Source organism: Mucilaginibacter gynuensis (assembly GCF_039541195.1).
GTDB lineage: Bacteria > Bacteroidota > Bacteroidia > Sphingobacteriales > Sphingobacteriaceae > Mucilaginibacter > Mucilaginibacter gynuensis.
The window spans coordinates 620190-635729 of the sequence record NZ_BAABFT010000003.1 but is presented as its reverse complement, the minus strand read 5'-3'; the positions used below and the strand labels follow the sequence as shown (position 1 = coordinate 635729).

Sequence of the window (15540 nt, the reverse complement as noted above, 5' to 3'; positions counted from 1 at the left end):
GCTCGGGGTTTGAGTGGTCAGAGATACGCTCCTGACACCCGCCACCCGAACCCGGCCACCGGCAACTGAACATAAAATGAACATCGATTTCGACAAAACAGACGGTTTAGTACCCGTGATCATTCAGGATGAGCAAACCCTTGAGGTGCTGATGCTGGGCTATATGAACCGCGAGGCTTATGATAAAACCGTTCAGGAAAATATAGTTACCTTTTTTTCGCGCAGCAAACAACGTTTGTGGACCAAAGGCGAAACCAGCAACAACTTTTTGCATGTAAAGGATATTAAGCTGGATTGCGATAATGATACCCTGCTGATAAAAGTTAAAGCCGACGGCCCAACCTGTCACACCGGCGAACGCAGCTGCTTTAAAACTGATTACAACAGCAACTTTATTAACGAGCTGGAACGCATTATAGGCGATCGTTACGAGAACCCGCAAGAGGGATCGTACGTGAACAAATTGCGTAAAAAAGGGTTGAACAAAATAAGCCAGAAGGTAGGCGAAGAAGCGGTTGAAACCGTAATAGCCGCCCTTGCCGAAACCGAGACAGACCTGATCAACGAAGCATCTGACCTGGTATTTCACCTGCTGGTACTGCTCCGTGAAAAGAACCTGAAACTGGAAACTATAGCGAAAAATTTAGAAGAGAGACATAAATAATAGGTTCGAGGTTTCAGTTGCCAGGTTCGAGTGAATTGGGATAGTGGAAGTCACCAGATTTAAAGAACACCTTACGCCCCTCGAACCAGGAACCTGAAACCAAAATCCCGAACATCAAAACACAGAAACCTCAAATCCCGAACCAGGAACCTGAACAAATGATTACAGCGGAAAAGATAGCGGAACTTACCGGGCATAGTAACCCCATTTTTACTGCCGAATTATCGCAGAAGCCGGGCATTTTGTTTACCGGCGGTAACGATAAGGGTGTGGTGGAGTGGAGCCTTACAGAGCATGCTTTTATAAAAGTGATGTTCCCGGTGCCGTCGTCCGTTTACGCTATACATTGCCCGGAGGGTTACCCATATTTGTTCGCGGGTTTGCGCACCGGCGATGTGGTGGTGTTTGATTTTTTGCAGCAAAAAGTGATCAAGCTGTTAAAGCATCATACCAAACCCGTTTTCGATATTAAATCGGCTCCCGGTAAAAAAGAACTACTGGTAGCATCTGAAGATGGTTCGGTGACCATTTGGCAATTAGAAAACCTCAACCTGCTGCATACCATCAATGTATCATCGGACACGGTGCGGTGCATCGCCTTATCAGAAAAGCGCGGACAAGTGGCCTTTGGCTGCCGCGATAACAACATCCGCGTGTATGATCTGGAAGATTATTCCTTTATAACTACCTTGAAAGGGCACAGTATGTCGGTGTTTTCATTAAGTTATTCCCCTAACGGCGATCACCTCGTTTCGGGTGCCCGCGACGCGCAGGTGAAGATATGGGACACCCGCAACTACGAATTGCTGCATAACATCCCGGCGCACTTGTTTGCTGTTAACCATATTGTTTTTCATCCTACCCTCCCCTATTTTGCCACAGCGAGTATGGATAAAAGCATCAAAATATGGGATGCCAACGATTTTAAACTCCGTAAAATCATCAGTCGCGAAAAAGGCCTGCCAGCCCACGTGCTCTCCGTAAATAAACTGGTTTGGAACGGCGATCAGCTCATCTCCGTAAGCGACGACAAACGCGTGATGATATGGGATATTAAGTTCAGCTAATCAGCTACTTATTCATTCCGTTCATCTTTGCCTCAAAAGAAAGAAAGCTTAAAGATATAACGTAAACTTATACTTGATTTAGCCTATACAGGCAAGTCGTATTTGCGTTTATATTATGAAAAAGTTTATACTTTTTTTGCGGTTGTGTGTGGTGCTATTATTTTTTTGTTCTACTGCCGTGGCACAAATAACGTATGACTGGGCCGGTACAACAAGTAGCGCCTGGTCAACTGCAAGTAATTGGCGGGTTAATGGTACAGCTCCTGCAACTGCACCTTCCTCAAGTACAGATATAATAAGAATAGGAACTAACAGGGTATTCACTAATCAACCAACAATAAGCGCCGCGACATCATGCGCATCGTTAAGTTTAGGTGTAATGATAAATGTTGTTACATTAACCGTAAATGACACCCTAACTGTTAATGGGCCTATTACTCAGGCTCCCAATGCCGTTTTAGGCACAATTACTACAACCTTTGCTGGAACCGGAAGAATAAAAGCGACCTCGCTGACAGCTGGTGACAACACTATATTTTTGCAACTTACCCTTGGTGGTGCCAATGACCTCAACCTGATATCAACCATCAATAATTTAAATATATCCGGGAATGTTAATATTTACAGCACCAGTTTCAGTGCACTTGGATTAGGTCTTGGAATAAATAATGCAGCAATTTCATTAAGAGCCGGAACAATGTCGATAGGAGGACAAATATTAGCGATTAATACAAAAGGCGGGCTTTTGCCACTGGCTGTAGCTATCCCAAAATTCAGCATCGATAATCTATCCGGAACAACAACAAGCGCTATACTGCAATTATCAAATACTACCCCAATTAATACAACAAGCGCTGTCGGGTCGATTGATTTTTACAATAATAGCGGCGGCACCGGAACATCAACTGTACAATATACCGGGTCTGGACAAACTGTATACACCAATACCACTACCACCTGTTTAGATAATACCCCAACCACTTATCAAAATATAGGATTCGCGGGCGCAGGAACTAAAACACTGCAAGCTAATGATCTGCAAGTGTTCGGCAACTGGAATTCATCTTCTTCCTCCGGTAAGGTTGATGCGGTAACCAACAGTCCGAACGTCATCTTCCAGGGTACAACCCAATCCTTAACCGACGGTGGCTCTGATGGTGGTATAGGCATAGTATTCAAAAATGTTTTCTTTCAGGGCGGTGGTACAAAAACCATTACATCCGGCAAGTTCGCGGTAGCTTCAACAGGGCTGCTTACCATGGCTGCAAGTACAACGCTGGCTGCCGGGGGAAACCTTACTTTAAGATCAGATGCCAGCAGTTCGGCCAATGTGGCCAGTATGCCGCCAACGGCTTCCATTACCGGCAATGTGAATGTGCAACGTTTTTTTAAGGGCAGCTCGGCCAGTTTAACCATGAGGGGTTACAGGTTGATTTCATCGCCTGTGTACACCGGTTCGGTTACAAGCCCCGCAACTAATGTTTTCGATTTAAGCTATTTAACTAACAATGCCTATGTATCGGGTGCGGGCGGTGCTACCAATGGTTTTAACGCGCCATCGGGTACAAATCCGTCCTTATACCTTTATCGCGAGGATGTGGTGGGTACGGCTGTTTCATTTACGTCGGGCAATTTTAAGGCCATCACCAAAATAAACAATTCGCCAGTTTACAATACAGGCTCACTTCAGCGGGCCACCATTACCAATACCGCTAATGATACCATAATGCCCATACCGGTTGGCAATGGCGTACTCTTCTTTTTCAGGGGAAACAATACCGGCGGCACTACCAAAACCACGCAGCCATTCGCCTTCCCCGAGGATGTTACCTTTACCCAAACGGGCGTGCTTAATTCTGGCACCATCAATGTGAGGTTATGGTATCGTTTAGATAATGCACTCCCATCGACCGCAATCACCAACCCATCGCCGGGCAATGCCAACATACAGGGCTATTGTTTGGTAGGCAATCCCTACGCTTCCACCATCAATTGGGAAAAATATAACCGCAGCGGCAGCAATTCAAACATATACGGTACGGGCGGGGTGGCTACCACTATTTGGATGTATAATCCCAGTAACAAACAATACGGCACTTATTTACGCCGCACGGCTACTATAACATCATCTGCCGATACCACCACTACCGTATACACGGGCACTAATAATGCCAGCAATATGATAGCCAGCGGACAGGGCTTCTTTGTTCGTGCGGTTTCAACGGCAGGTACCTTATCCTTTCGCGAGGGGGCACGCACTACGGCGCAACCATCGGCGACTAACCTTAATTTGCTCATGGGGCTGCCAAAGCAATTCGCTGTTGATCCGCCACGACCCGAACCATCTATGCGCTTAAAAATGGTGAAAGATACTATTAACGATGACGAGGTACTCATCAACTTTGATAACAACTACGCTGCCGAATACGATAGCAATGAGGACGGCATAGATATTGGCGGCAACGGCGCGCTGGTAAGCCTGTCTGTACTCTCGTCGGATAGTGTTACATTGGCCATCAACAGCCTGCCGCTTCCGCAAAATGCAGCCCGTATTATACCTGTGGCGGTAAATGCTACCGCATCGGGCACTTATGAATTGCGCTTAACCGAACTGAAAAACATCCCGGCGGTGTATAGCGTGTGGTTAAAAGATAAATTAACAGGCGATTCGGCTAATTTGCGTACCAACGCCATATACAGCTTTGCTATTGATAAGGCTGATGAAAACTCGTTCGGAAAGAACCGATTGAGTATCGTGATCAGTCCCGACCCGGCACTGGCTTTAAAGGTGGTGGATATTAAGGCATCAAAAACAGCGGCTGGCGCGCTCATCAACTGGACTACCGCCAACGCTTACAACTCATCTATATTTTACCTGGAACGCAGTACTGATGGCGGAACCAGCTACAGCGTATTAACCACCTTTGCCTCTACCAATGCCGATGATTACAGCTTTACCGATTACAACCCGCAGATCGGTGTAAACCAGTACCGCTTACGCGTGAAAGACCTCACCAATAACATCACTACCACGCAGCCGGTATCGCTTAAATACGAAGAGCCGCAGATAGTAAGCAGCAACATAATGGTGTATCCTAACCCTACAGTGAACTTTGTAAACGTAAAACTAAGCAAAAACGAACAAGCCGGCAGCTATACCATTAACCTGATGAGCAGTTCGGGGCACTTGGTTACCACGGCGGTTACATCGCAGGCCTCATGGCAATACAATGCCGGCAACCTATTACCGGGTACTTACATTGTAAGGGTACTCGATAATAAAACCAAGCAGGTAATAGGCCGAGGAAAGTTTGTGAAACAGTAATGTTTAAAAGTAACGCTTCATGATGCAAAACTTGTGGGTATAGCGTTTTTGCTCTTCAGAATAGATACCCTTTTCATCAAACAGCTCAATTTTCACCCTGCCAGATGCGTGGATGATATGTTTTTGATCGAGCATGATACCTACGTGGATAATGCGGGCATCCTTGTTCTCAAAAAAGGCTAAGTCGCCCAGTTTTACGGTTTTCAGGTCGGTTACCTCGGTACCCTGTTTAGCCTGCTGACTGGCATCACGGTCAATTTTAATATCGTGCAGTTTAAAAACAGATTGCGTAAAACCCGAGCAATCAATACCCAAATGCGTACGGCCTCCCCAAAGATATGGCGAGTTTAAAAATGATTTGGCGGTGGTGGCAATGTTGGTGCTCGCCCCTATTTCGCCCACAATGGTAAAAGTTTCATGCCCTATTTTACAACGGTCGCCCTCCAAAAATACCAGCGAACTGCCAACGGGAAGATATAATACACTGTTATCGGCTTTTTTCCATGCCTGTGTAATAGCACGATGGGTTTGCGGTACATGGCCATTTTTTATTTGCTTATAAGCGATATGGCCAAGCGGGTTCACCTGCAAACGGGCTATCCAGCCTTTGTAGTTATCATAAGCTGTGATGATTTGTACCCAATGCTCCTGCCACTCTAATATTTCAAACGCCTCGCCAAAAAGCACTTGCGAAACCTGCTCACTACGTTCATTGGGTTCGGCCCGTAAGGGCACTACCGCCAGGTTACATATACCGTATTCCATTTAAGTTTATAAAAAAATTAAAATTAATAAATAATATGAATTATATTTGTAAGTACTTACGTAATTATATACATAGATATGTCAATAATAGATGATTTGCAGGAATTAGCCGTTGGCGCGAGGATGAAAAGGTTGTACGATACATTCTCAAAAGATGTAATACAGATATATAAGGATGAGCAGCTGGATAATTTTGAACCCAAATATTTCACCCTGTTTTACCTGATACGCAAGCGCGGCGAAATTGGCATTACCGATATTGCCGAAGAGCTGGCCCTCACCCATCCGGGGGTAATCCACCTGGCTAAGGAACTGGAAACATTGGGCTATATAGAATCGGTAAAATCAAAGACCGATAACCGCAAACGCATCCTTCGCCTATCGGAAAAAGGCTTGGCATCATTACAAAAGTTTGATCGTGTTTGGGATAAGATCCTGCTTTTGAACAGAACACTTTTTAATAATCAGAAAAATAATTTACTCACAGCAATAATGGAAACCGAACAACAATTAGATGATAAACCGTACTATCAGCGGTTTAAGGAGATGTTTGAACCGTTAGACAGCACAGGTGTAAGTATCTTAAACTACGAACCACAGCTGGCTAAATACTTCAAATCGTTAAACATAGAGTGGATCAATACCTACTTTACGGTAGAAGAGCACGACCTGGAACAACTTAACCACCCCGAAGATCATATACTGGCCGGTGGCGGTAAAATAATTTTCGCTAAGGCCGATAATGAAATTGCAGGCACCTGCGCCCTCATAAAAACCGGCAAAAACGAATACGAAATTGCCAAGATGGCTGTAGCGCCTAAATTTCAGGGGCGTAAAATTGGCAATACCCTGATGGAGGCTGTTATTAAAATAGCTAAAGACCTGAAGGCCGAAAGGGTATGGCTTGGCTCAAACACCAAGCTTGGCCCGGCATTGGGCCTGTACGAAAAATTTGGCTTTAAGCATATCCCGGTTGGTAATTCGCCATACCAAAGGGCCAATGTTAAAATGGAAATGTTTTTGTAAACCCGAAAGTTAAGGGCATAAAAAAAGGAGTATCCAAAACGGATATTCCTTTTTTGTTAATGTTATATAAGGGCTTACTCGTTAATGTGCAGCCAATCTTTTTTCGCTAAAAGCTCTTCTTCAGTTTCGCGGATATCTTCATCATCCACACAGCAATCAACCGGGCAAACCGCGGCGCACTGTGGCTCATCATGAAAACCAACACACTCGGTACACTTATCAGGTACTATATAATATATATCGTCAGACAAAGCAGCCTGTGTTTCTTCAGCATTTAAAGTGTTGCCATCGCCAAAATCAATAACACCTCTTAAACCCGTACCATCAGAAAATCGCCAGGCGGCACCTGCATCATAAATAGCATTATTCGGGCACTCCGGCTCGCAGGCCCCGCAGTTTATGCATTCATCGGTGATTTTAATCGCCATATTCTAAAATATCTTATTAATCTAAATAACTTTGCTTCCTGTAAACCTACAGTTATGCAAATATAACAAAAAAAGCAATCGGGGGTTTACACAGTTAGTATATAAATATGTCAAATTACAATTTAGAAACATTCATAAAAGCATTTTCTGTATTGGGCGAGCACTTGCGCAATCCGGATGATGAGCTGCAACAGCTGATAGCTTCCGAGCAATACCACAATGCCTGGTTTACCCCGGCAAGCGTAAACGCCGCCGTTGCCGCCATTGCCGAAACCCTTAACAGTTACGATCTTACCAAGTGGACAAGCCAATATATTATCGACCAAAATAAGTCCGCAAAAAAAGTAGGATTGATACTGGCGGGCAATATTCCGCTGGTGGGTTTTCATGATATTTTATGCGTGCTCATTACCGGTAACCATGCCCTTATCAAGGCATCATCGCAGGATGCACGCCTTATCAAATACATTTTACACAAGTTGGTTACTATTGAACCTGCCTTTACCGATAGCTATAGTTTTGTAGAACGCCTGCAAGGTTTTGATGCCGTAATTGCCACCGGCAGCAATAATACCTCGCGCTATTTTGAGTACTATTTTGGTAAAGTGCCCAATATTATCCGTAAAAACCGCAATAGTGTGGCGCTGCTTACCGGCAACGAAACCGCCGAACAGTTGTTCAACCTCGGGCATGATATTTTTGATTACTACGGCCTGGGTTGCCGCAATGTATCAAAACTGCTGGTACCTAAAGATTATGACTTCACCTTCTTTTTTGAGTCGATAGAAGCGCATAACGACATTGCCAACCATAATAAATTTCATAACAATTACGACTACAACAAATCGATATACCTTGTAAACCGCGATAAGCACCTTGATAACGGCTTTTTGCTGGTAAAGGAAGACGAGCGTTTCGCATCGCCATTGGCGGTTTTGTACTTTGAGTATTATGATGATTTGGCTGCCGCCGAAGAAAAGCTTAACCTGCAAACCGAAAGCATACAGTGCGTAGTGACCGCCGCGCCGCTGAACATACCCAACCAGGTAGTTGGCTTTGGCCAAAGCCAGCAGCCCGGCCTGGCAGATTATGCCGACGGTGTGGATACGATGGCCTTTTTAAGCAGCTTATAATGTTATGCCGCGTTAGCGATTGCAGTGAAAAGCCCGCAATGCAGCGCAGCGAAATGAGGACTTGCAACGGAAAGCGCGGGCCGAAGGCAACGCCCAAGTGTATTTCTTATTAATTAGCTACATTAAATTATTACGGGATTATTACCTTTACACCTATGTATGTTATCAAAGTAAAAGGCGTTGCCAAAATACCCGATTATGTACAGCTGCGCGATGATAAGTTTACCCTCCTGGCTTATTTCAGGGTTGACAGGCCCGATAAATCGCTGGATAAGGTGGGTTTGGGCGATAAGGCCGCGCAAATTATGGACATTATTAAAGATCTCCCCTTTGGGAAGATCTTAAAACTGGAATTATAAAATGATTGGAAATTCAATTATAAAACTGAACGGCGCTGATATTTTTCAGCAAAAGCACCTCGTACTATCAAACGTGAACCTGCATATTGATAAGGGTGATTTTGTGTGGCTGATAGGGCAAACCGGATCGGGCAAAAGTAGTTTGCTGAAGGTACTTTACGGCGATATCAATATTGCCAGCGGTACAGGACATGCCTGCGGATACGATCTGGATAAGATAGCGCCAAAGGATATTCCGTTTTTGCGCCGCAAGCTGGGCATTGTTTTCCAGGATTTTCAATTATTGACTGATCGCTCGGTAGAGCAAAACCTGCACTTTGTAATGCAGGCTACCGGCTGGAAAGATAAAGGCCTGATCAACGAGCGTACGCTTGATGTGTTAGAGAAAGTTGGTCTGCGTTCGAAACTGAAAAAGATGCCGCATGAGCTTTCGGGCGGTGAGCAGCAAAGGGTGGTAATTGCCCGTGCCCTGCTTAACGACCCTGAGATTATACTGGCCGATGAACCTACAGGTAACCTCGACCCGGATACATCAGAAGAAATTGTGATGCTGCTGAAACAGATCAGCCAGCAATCAAACACGGCGGTGCTGATAGCCACGCACGATTATCATATCATCCGCACGTTTCCGTCGCGTATTATTAAGTGCGAGAACGGTAAAGTGCTGGAGGATGTACAAATAGCTTAAAACTTAATTTTAACAAGCGCCCTTTGCCGGTAAAAAAGCAAAGGGCGCTTTATATTTACCCCATACCGGCGGTTTGTAAAAACCTGCCATACAACGCTGCAACTGCCATTACAACATTGGCAGCACTGCCAGTGCTACTTAAAAAACTACAACCATGCTGACAGCTTGTCGGCTTTACAGCCGTGGCAAGGTACTTGATTGGCAATATTAGCTATGAAATTTAACGATATGCTGAAGAAAAAGAAGAAGGAAAATACTGATACACCTGAAAACTTAACTGACGTGACAAACGATACCAACCCTGTAGAAGAACAGGAACAAAACGAGGAAACTCAACAAGCCGCGCCGGAGCCATCTGCCGAGGATAAGTTTAAAGAAGAACTTGCACTGGCAAATGACAAATACTTGCGCTTATACGCTGAATTTGATAACTTTAGGAGGCGCACCATTAAAGAGCGTGAAGACGCCCGCAAACTGGAAGGCAAAGACCTTATTGTTTCGCTGCTATCTGTACTTGATGATTTTGAACGCGGCATAAAAGCAATGGAAACCGCTACAGATGTTATCCCGGTTAAAGAAGGTGTAGCGCTTATTCAGCACAAGCTAAAAAATATACTTGCACAAAAAGGTTTAGCCGAAATGGAGGCCATAGGCCAGCCTTTTGATGCCGATATACACGAAGCCATTACTAACATACCTGCCCCTACCGACGATTTAAAAGGCAAGGTGGTTGACCAAATGGAGAAAGGCTACACACTTAACGAAAAAGTGGTACGCTTTGCCAAAGTTATAGTTGGAAGTTAACAATTAGTGAAATACTGATTGTGTGAATGAGTGATTATTGGAGCTTCCAAAACAATCACTCATTCGCTCATTTACTAAATCGCTGATTTAAAAAATAAGAAGATAGAATGTCTAAAAGAGATTATTACGACGTACTGGGCGTTGCCAAGGGTGCCGATGCGGATGAGATAAAGAAGGCCTATCGTAAGATGGCCATCAAATATCACCCGGATAAGAACGAGGGCGACAAGGAAGCGGAAGAGAAGTTTAAGGAAGCAGCCGAAGCTTACGAGGTTTTAAGTAACCCCGAAAAACGCCAGCGTTATAACCAGTTTGGCCATGCTGCCAACGCGCAATCGCCTAATGGCGGTGGTGGCTATGGCGGCGGCAATATGAATATGGACGACATATTCAGCCAGTTTGGTGATATATTCGGCGGCGGTAGTCCGTTCGAAGGTTTCTTTGGTGGCGGCGGTGGCCGTCAGGGTGGCGGCAGGCGTGTAGCCCGTGGCAGCAACCTGCGTATCAAGGTAAAACTAACCCTCGAAGAAATTGCCAACGGTGCCGAAAAGAAGATAAAAGTAAACAAACAGGTTTTATGCAAAACCTGCGATGGGAGCGGCGCTAAAGATAAATCATCGTTCCAAACCTGTAAAACCTGTGGTGGCTCGGGCGCGGTTCGCCGTGTTACCAATACCATTTTGGGCCAGATGCAAACTACCAGTACCTGCCCTACCTGTAATGGCGAAGGTTCGGTAATTACATCGAAATGTAACGTATGCCATGGCGATGGCGTGGTACGTGGCGAAGAAACCATTACCATTAACGTACCTGCTGGCGTAAGCGAAGGTATGCAGCTAAGCATGAGCGGCAAAGGTAATGCAGCCCCACGAGGTGGTGTACCGGGCGACCTGATCATACTGATTGAGGAAGTACCGCACGAAACCCTGAAACGCGATGGCAACAACATCATATACGATTTGCATGTAAACTTTATTGATGCCACTTTAGGCACCAGCGTTGAAGTGCCTACCATTGATGGTAAAGCCAAAATTAAGCTTGACCCGGGTACCCAAGGTGGTAAAATACTGCGCCTAAAAGGCAAAGGCGTGCCCGAAGTAAACTCATACCGCCGCGGCGACCAATTGATACACATCAACATTTGGACACCAAAGGTTGTGAGCCGCGAGGAACGCGAAATATTAGAGAAACTGCAAAACTCACCAAACTTTAAACCAAATCCGGGCAAGAACGATAAGAGCTTCTTTGAACGGATGAAGGAATATTTTGAGTAGTTTATTTTAGTCTGAAAAGACCGGAAGTCGGGGAAGTCCGAAAGTCGGAAAGTATTGGGACTGAAAGATTAGATATAGTAAAGCCCGTGATTGTTATGATCGCGGGCTTTGTTTTTATCAGGTAAATCTAATAAACGCACTAATTTCGTAAAAGCTTGGCGGGCATTAATATCTTTACGGCTTAATACATTTTTACATGAAGGTAAACAACACTACCAATATACTGGCCTTCGTCATGACGATGATCCACATCATTGCCATAGGCTTGCTTTTTGGCCTCAATATCATCAACGTTCCAATCAACAGTACTATTTACTACGTTTTCCTTTTCTTTTCCGAAACCAGTTACATCATCGTGCTGCTCTACCTCGTAGCCGTATTACGCAAGTGGACCACTACCGCTACCGTATTACCGTACGCGCTGTTCATGTTTCTTGAACTGGCTACTTTTCTTGGCTCGTTGTTATTATCGCCGAATGCGGAAACCCAAAAGATACTGGCTGGCTTTAGTATGGCCTTTTTCGTGATTGAAACCTACATGGTGATCATTACCCTGCGTACCAAATTTAAAGAACTGGCTATCCCCTTCCGTGGGTTTGCTATTACAGTTTTGTTGTGCCATCTTATTAAGATCAGCATCCCATTGGTAATACTCACTTACTTTCACGATAAGTTTAACCCGGCAACTGTAAAGTTTATGCTGCTGTATTCAAACTTACTGTACCTGCTGCCATCGTTCGCTATATTCTTTATTCTGCAAAAAACTTCGTTACTTTTAAGCGGCAATGTTAAGCCTGCTTTAAAGTAAAAATACAGCCAAACTATTTACCGTATTTATAAGTTTACTGGTGATATGAATAAACGCGTAGCGGTAATGGACCTTGGTACCAATACCTTTCACTTACTGATAGCCGAAGGTACAATTACCAATTATCACGAACTGATACATGAGCATATTGCCGTTAAGTTGGGCGAGGGAGGCATCAATAAAGGCTTTATACAGCCCGAAGCCTTTCAGCGGGGATTGGATACCATGCAACTGTTTCAGCGGGATATAGAAGCCCATAACGTTACCGAAGTGCGCGCCATTGCAACCTCTATGCTGCGTAATGCTGCCAATGGTACCCAATTTATTAACGAGGTAGCTAAACTAACAGGCATCAGCATTGAAATTATTGATGGTGATGCCGAAGCCAACTTTATATACCAGGGAGTTAAAGCGGGTGATTGCCTTTCTGCCGGTAACGTATTAATTATTGATATTGGCGGGGGCAGTGTTGAATTTATTTTAGGGAACGACGAGTACATCATCTGGAAACAAAGCTTTGAAATTGGCGCGGCAAGGCTGATGGATAAGTTCCACAAAAGCGACCCTATTCCGCAGGCATCTATTGATGAATTGAATAATTACCTCGAAGATAAGTTAAAAGATATGTTGACGGCAGTAGCCGGATACGAGATCGGCCAGTTGATCGGCTCATCGGGGTCTTTTGAAACCCTGGCCGAAGTAGTTGAACAGGCCAAAGGCCGCCATTTCGACCTGAAGACCACCAAGAACTATTTATTTGAAAATGACGACCTCATAGCGGCAACCGACAAGCTCATCAACTCATCGCACGCGGAACGCAAGGCCAACAAAGCCATTATCCCTATCCGGGTAGATATGATTGTAGTAGCATCGCTGATAACACGCTTTGTAATGCGTAAGCTGGCCATCGGCAACGTGCTAATGTCGACCAATTCGCTGAAAGAAGGGGTTTTGACGGGGATGCTGGATTAGTTGCGACTAAACAGATGTTTTATTTTATGCCATACCCGTTTATGAAATGGATATGATACCACTATCCCGCCCGTAATAGAGCCCTCTAATACAACATCATATTTATTAACCCCTTGTTTTAAATCAATAATACTGATTTTATAACCTACAAAAGCCACTTCCAATGTTTTCAAATCATCCGGTACGTATAATCTATAAATCCCGGCGGTATCAGTTTGAACGCGTGTATGATTATAAGAAACGTACACACCCGGTATAGGCAACTTATCATAACCGTCAACAATTTGCCCGGTTATTAAGCGCATCCCTGTGGTGTCCTGTACCTTTTTGGCAGTGTCCCTGTTGGTAAAAGGATGTTGTTCGGTTTGTGGAGGTTCTGCTTTGGCTGCAAAACCTGCAAATGGAATAAGCCCGGCAACAATGGCCGCGAACTTTAAGTTCTTCCACGAGAATGACCTGTTACCGGCAACAAGATTTTGATTAATTCTGGTTAATTGACTTTGGCTAAAACGCCCGCAAAGTTTTTGTTGGTGGGTTGCCACAAAATCCACCACTTCGGCATCCGATAATTGCGTAAAATCAATAACGTTTTTTTGGCAGGATGAGCAAAACCTGCCGCTTGCGGTATCCTGCATATCTGCCCACCGCTCATGGCATGGCGTATTAATGGCGATACTTTTGACAGGTTTATTCATTACACTAAAGCTAACTAATGTAATTTAAATAACAAGAGGGAAATTTAAGCCAGTTTGAGCAATTGCTGATACAGCTTCTCGGTAGGCAGGCCTACAATATTGGTGTATGAGCCGTTGATCTTTTCTAGACCGATCAGGCCTATGCGTTCCTGGATACCGTAAGAACCGGCTTTATCTAAAGGTTGGTATTGTTCCACATAACTCCGGATCTCATGCTCTGTCAGTTTACGGAAGAATACTTCAGACACATCGAAGAATTTATTATAATGGTGCTTATTCAGCAGGCAAACGCCGGTTACTACCCTGTGTACCCTGCCCGATAGCAATGTTAGCATTTCTACCGCGTGTTCCGGTGATTCGGGTTTGCCAAGTATCAGTTCGTCAATACAAACAATGGTATCAGCGGTAAGTACAATATCATCGCCAAGCTCTTCATCAAAGGCTTCGGCTTTTTTTGAGGCGATGTAAACCGCTATCTCTTCCGGACTTAAATGCGCCGGGTACGACTCGTCTACATCCTTCAGCACCACACGAAAGTCAATATCCATCAAACGTAACAACTCCTGCCTGCGCGGCGATTTTGATGCCAGTATAATTGAAGGAAGCTTTACCATAGTGAGTTGCTTTTTTGAATTTTGACTTTTAACTTTTGAATTAAATACTACCAGCTATAAGCTTCGGCGTTCATCCATTTGCCCTGTACCTTTAATACCTTTTCTATCACATCGCGGGCGCAGCCTTTACCACCTGCAAATGGCGATACGTATTCGCAAACCGCTTTTATCTCTTCGGCGGCATCGGCAGGGCAAACGGGTAAACCGGCCAGTTGTATCACTCCCAAATCAGGAATATCATCGCCCATGTATAATACGTTGGTAGCTTTGATGTGGCGTTCTTCGAGGTATATTTTGAACTTTTCGTCCTTGTTGCGTGCGCCCACAAATACATCGGTAATGCCAAGGCTGTTTAAACGGTAAATAGAGCTTTTTGAGCGGCTGCCCGATATGGCACATACATTATAACCACACTTAACGGCCAGTTGCATGGCATAGCCATCTTTTATATTGAAGGCACGGCTTTGGCTGCCGGTTTCCGTTACAAAAACAGAACCATCGGTAAGCACGCCATCCACATCAAAAATAAAAGTGGTGATATCTTTAAGCTTGTTTAAAAAAGATTCCATGTTGGGGGTATTAACACTGATCGGCTTAGGGAACTATTTAATTTTGAGCCTGCCTGCGGCAAGCTCAAAAATTGCAAATCTCTTATTGATTATCGCGCCATTCGTACACCCAGGCCGACTGGATCTGTTCCAGGTGACCTTCGGTTGATTGCTCGCGTGTACCGGCAAAGTTAGGCAGGGTCAATATCCACTCTAACAGGTCGGTAAACCGGATACGGTATATTTTCGATTCATCAAAATCATCGCCAAACTTTTCGTAAAGCTCTATGGCAATATCTTCATGATCGTTCCAGTATATGGGCAGGGCAAATTTATTTTCTGTCATTTTGGGTTTATATGCTGTACTAAA

General features: G+C 44.5%; 17 protein-coding genes. 11 read left to right on the top strand and 6 right to left on the bottom strand.

The genetic code is table 11. From position 1 onward, the window contains the following. Nucleotides 1-76: 76 nt before the first annotated feature. From hisIE to ABD894_RS08970, 3 genes are all read left to right on the top strand, one after another. The gene (hisIE, locus tag ABD894_RS08980; protein ID WP_345210675.1) at nt 77-664 is read left to right on the top strand and encodes a bifunctional phosphoribosyl-AMP cyclohydrolase/phosphoribosyl-ATP diphosphatase HisIE; all 588 of its coding nucleotides are present in this window, start codon (nt 77-79) and stop codon (nt 662-664) included. A gap of 158 nt (nt 665-822) precedes the next feature. Further along, complete coding sequence (locus ABD894_RS08975; RefSeq protein ID WP_345210674.1) at nt 823-1731, top strand: WD40 repeat domain-containing protein; 909 nt, start codon at nt 823-825, stop codon at nt 1729-1731. 379 nt (nt 1732-2110) lie between these two features. Then, complete coding sequence (locus tag ABD894_RS08970) at nt 2111-5056, top strand: T9SS type A sorting domain-containing protein (RefSeq protein WP_345210673.1); 2946 nt, start codon at nt 2111-2113, stop codon at nt 5054-5056. A 3-nt stretch (nt 5057-5059) separates the two neighbouring features. Here ABD894_RS08970 and ABD894_RS08965 read toward each other — a convergent pair whose 3' ends face one another. Next, nucleotides 5060-5821: a C40 family peptidase gene (locus ABD894_RS08965; protein WP_345210672.1), complete on the bottom strand. Its 762-nt coding sequence runs from the start codon at nt 5819-5821 to the stop codon at nt 5060-5062. 78 nt (nt 5822-5899) lie between these two features. Here ABD894_RS08965 and ABD894_RS08960 point away from each other — a divergent pair, with 78 nt between their 5' ends. Continuing rightward, a complete protein-coding gene (locus ABD894_RS08960; protein ID WP_345210671.1) occupies nt 5900-6847 on the top strand; it encodes a bifunctional helix-turn-helix transcriptional regulator/GNAT family N-acetyltransferase in 948 nt (315 codons plus the stop codon). 74 nt (nt 6848-6921) lie between these two features. Here ABD894_RS08960 and ABD894_RS08955 read toward each other — a convergent pair whose 3' ends face one another. Further along, nucleotides 6922-7275 (bottom strand): 4Fe-4S dicluster domain-containing protein, encoded by a 354-nt coding sequence (locus ABD894_RS08955; RefSeq protein ID WP_345210670.1) that lies wholly within the window; start codon nt 7273-7275, stop codon nt 6922-6924. Between the two features lie 107 nt (nt 7276-7382). Here ABD894_RS08955 and ABD894_RS08950 point away from each other — a divergent pair, with 107 nt between their 5' ends. The 7 genes from ABD894_RS08950 (at nt 7383) to ABD894_RS08920 (ending at nt 13313) form a co-directional block, all read left to right on the top strand. Further along, nucleotides 7383-8408: an acyl-CoA reductase gene (locus ABD894_RS08950; protein ID WP_345210669.1), complete on the top strand. Its 1026-nt coding sequence runs from the start codon at nt 7383-7385 to the stop codon at nt 8406-8408. A gap of 155 nt (nt 8409-8563) precedes the next feature. Continuing rightward, a complete protein-coding gene (locus tag ABD894_RS08945; RefSeq protein ID WP_345210668.1) occupies nt 8564-8767 on the top strand; it encodes a fructose-6-phosphate aldolase in 204 nt (67 codons plus the stop codon). Between the two features lies 1 nt (nt 8768). After that, nucleotides 8769-9455 (top strand): cell division ATP-binding protein FtsE, encoded by a 687-nt coding sequence (locus tag ABD894_RS08940; RefSeq protein WP_345210667.1) that lies wholly within the window; start codon nt 8769-8771, stop codon nt 9453-9455. Nucleotides 9456-9668: 213 nt separating this feature from the next. Further along, complete coding sequence (locus ABD894_RS08935; protein ID WP_345210666.1) at nt 9669-10259, top strand: nucleotide exchange factor GrpE; 591 nt, start codon at nt 9669-9671, stop codon at nt 10257-10259. 107 nt (nt 10260-10366) lie between these two features. Beyond that, nucleotides 10367-11533, top strand: coding sequence for a molecular chaperone DnaJ (dnaJ, locus tag ABD894_RS08930; RefSeq protein ID WP_345210665.1), 1167 nt, complete (start codon nt 10367-10369; stop codon nt 11531-11533). Nucleotides 11534-11729: 196 nt separating this feature from the next. Continuing rightward, on the top strand, nt 11730-12341 hold the full coding sequence (locus ABD894_RS08925; RefSeq protein ID WP_345210664.1) for a hypothetical protein: 612 nt from the start codon (nt 11730-11732) through the stop codon (nt 12339-12341). 45 nt (nt 12342-12386) lie between these two features. Beyond that, the gene (locus tag ABD894_RS08920; protein ID WP_345210663.1) at nt 12387-13313 is read left to right on the top strand and encodes a Ppx/GppA phosphatase family protein; all 927 of its coding nucleotides are present in this window, start codon (nt 12387-12389) and stop codon (nt 13311-13313) included. Here the strand turns inward: ABD894_RS08920 and ABD894_RS08915 are convergent. The 4 genes from ABD894_RS08915 to iscX all read right to left on the bottom strand — a co-directional run bounded on the left by ABD894_RS08915 (nt 13310) and on the right by iscX (nt 15516). After that, nucleotides 13310-14008: a peptidase associated/transthyretin-like domain-containing protein gene (locus tag ABD894_RS08915; RefSeq protein WP_345210662.1), complete on the bottom strand. Its 699-nt coding sequence runs from the start codon at nt 14006-14008 to the stop codon at nt 13310-13312. The two genes, ABD894_RS08920 and ABD894_RS08915, sit on opposite strands and share 4 nt — an antisense overlap. A 44-nt stretch (nt 14009-14052) precedes the next feature. Further along, nucleotides 14053-14622 (bottom strand): Maf family nucleotide pyrophosphatase, encoded by a 570-nt coding sequence (locus tag ABD894_RS08910; RefSeq protein WP_345210661.1) that lies wholly within the window; start codon nt 14620-14622, stop codon nt 14053-14055. 47 nt (nt 14623-14669) lie between these two features. Next, nucleotides 14670-15191: a KdsC family phosphatase gene (locus ABD894_RS08905; protein WP_345210660.1), complete on the bottom strand. Its 522-nt coding sequence runs from the start codon at nt 15189-15191 to the stop codon at nt 14670-14672. Nucleotides 15192-15273: 82 nt separating this feature from the next. Beyond that, nucleotides 15274-15516, bottom strand: coding sequence for a Fe-S cluster assembly protein IscX (gene iscX, locus ABD894_RS08900; protein WP_345210659.1), 243 nt, complete (start codon nt 15514-15516; stop codon nt 15274-15276). Between the last annotated feature and the right edge of the window lie 24 nt (nt 15517-15540).

Bases quoted from the DNA above. Each gene is read 5' to 3' on its own strand.
- hisIE (WP_345210675.1), top strand. From the start codon at position 77: ATGAACATCGATTTCGACAAAACAGACGGTTTAGTACCCGTGATCATT.
- ABD894_RS08975 (WP_345210674.1), top strand. From the start codon at position 823: ATGATTACAGCGGAAAAGATAGCGGAACTTACCGGGCATAGTAACCCC.
- ABD894_RS08970 (WP_345210673.1), top strand. From the start codon at position 2,111: ATGATAAATGTTGTTACATTAACCGTAAATGACACCCTAACTGTTAAT.
- ABD894_RS08965 (WP_345210672.1), bottom strand. From the start codon at position 5,821: ATGGAATACGGTATATGTAACCTGGCGGTAGTGCCCTTACGGGCCGAA.
- ABD894_RS08960 (WP_345210671.1), top strand. From the start codon at position 5,900: ATGTCAATAATAGATGATTTGCAGGAATTAGCCGTTGGCGCGAGGATG.
- ABD894_RS08955 (WP_345210670.1), bottom strand. From the start codon at position 7,275: ATGGCGATTAAAATCACCGATGAATGCATAAACTGCGGGGCCTGCGAG.
- ABD894_RS08950 (WP_345210669.1), top strand. From the start codon at position 7,383: ATGTCAAATTACAATTTAGAAACATTCATAAAAGCATTTTCTGTATTG.
- ABD894_RS08945 (WP_345210668.1), top strand. From the start codon at position 8,564: ATGTATGTTATCAAAGTAAAAGGCGTTGCCAAAATACCCGATTATGTA.
- ABD894_RS08940 (WP_345210667.1), top strand. From the start codon at position 8,769: ATGATTGGAAATTCAATTATAAAACTGAACGGCGCTGATATTTTTCAG.
- ABD894_RS08935 (WP_345210666.1), top strand. From the start codon at position 9,669: ATGAAATTTAACGATATGCTGAAGAAAAAGAAGAAGGAAAATACTGAT.
- dnaJ (WP_345210665.1), top strand. From the start codon at position 10,367: ATGTCTAAAAGAGATTATTACGACGTACTGGGCGTTGCCAAGGGTGCC.
- ABD894_RS08925 (WP_345210664.1), top strand. From the start codon at position 11,730: ATGAAGGTAAACAACACTACCAATATACTGGCCTTCGTCATGACGATG.
- ABD894_RS08920 (WP_345210663.1), top strand. From the start codon at position 12,387: ATGAATAAACGCGTAGCGGTAATGGACCTTGGTACCAATACCTTTCAC.
- ABD894_RS08915 (WP_345210662.1), bottom strand. From the start codon at position 14,008: ATGAATAAACCTGTCAAAAGTATCGCCATTAATACGCCATGCCATGAG.
- ABD894_RS08910 (WP_345210661.1), bottom strand. From the start codon at position 14,622: ATGGTAAAGCTTCCTTCAATTATACTGGCATCAAAATCGCCGCGCAGG.
- ABD894_RS08905 (WP_345210660.1), bottom strand. From the start codon at position 15,191: ATGGAATCTTTTTTAAACAAGCTTAAAGATATCACCACTTTTATTTTT.
- iscX (WP_345210659.1), bottom strand. From the start codon at position 15,516: ATGACAGAAAATAAATTTGCCCTGCCCATATACTGGAACGATCATGAA.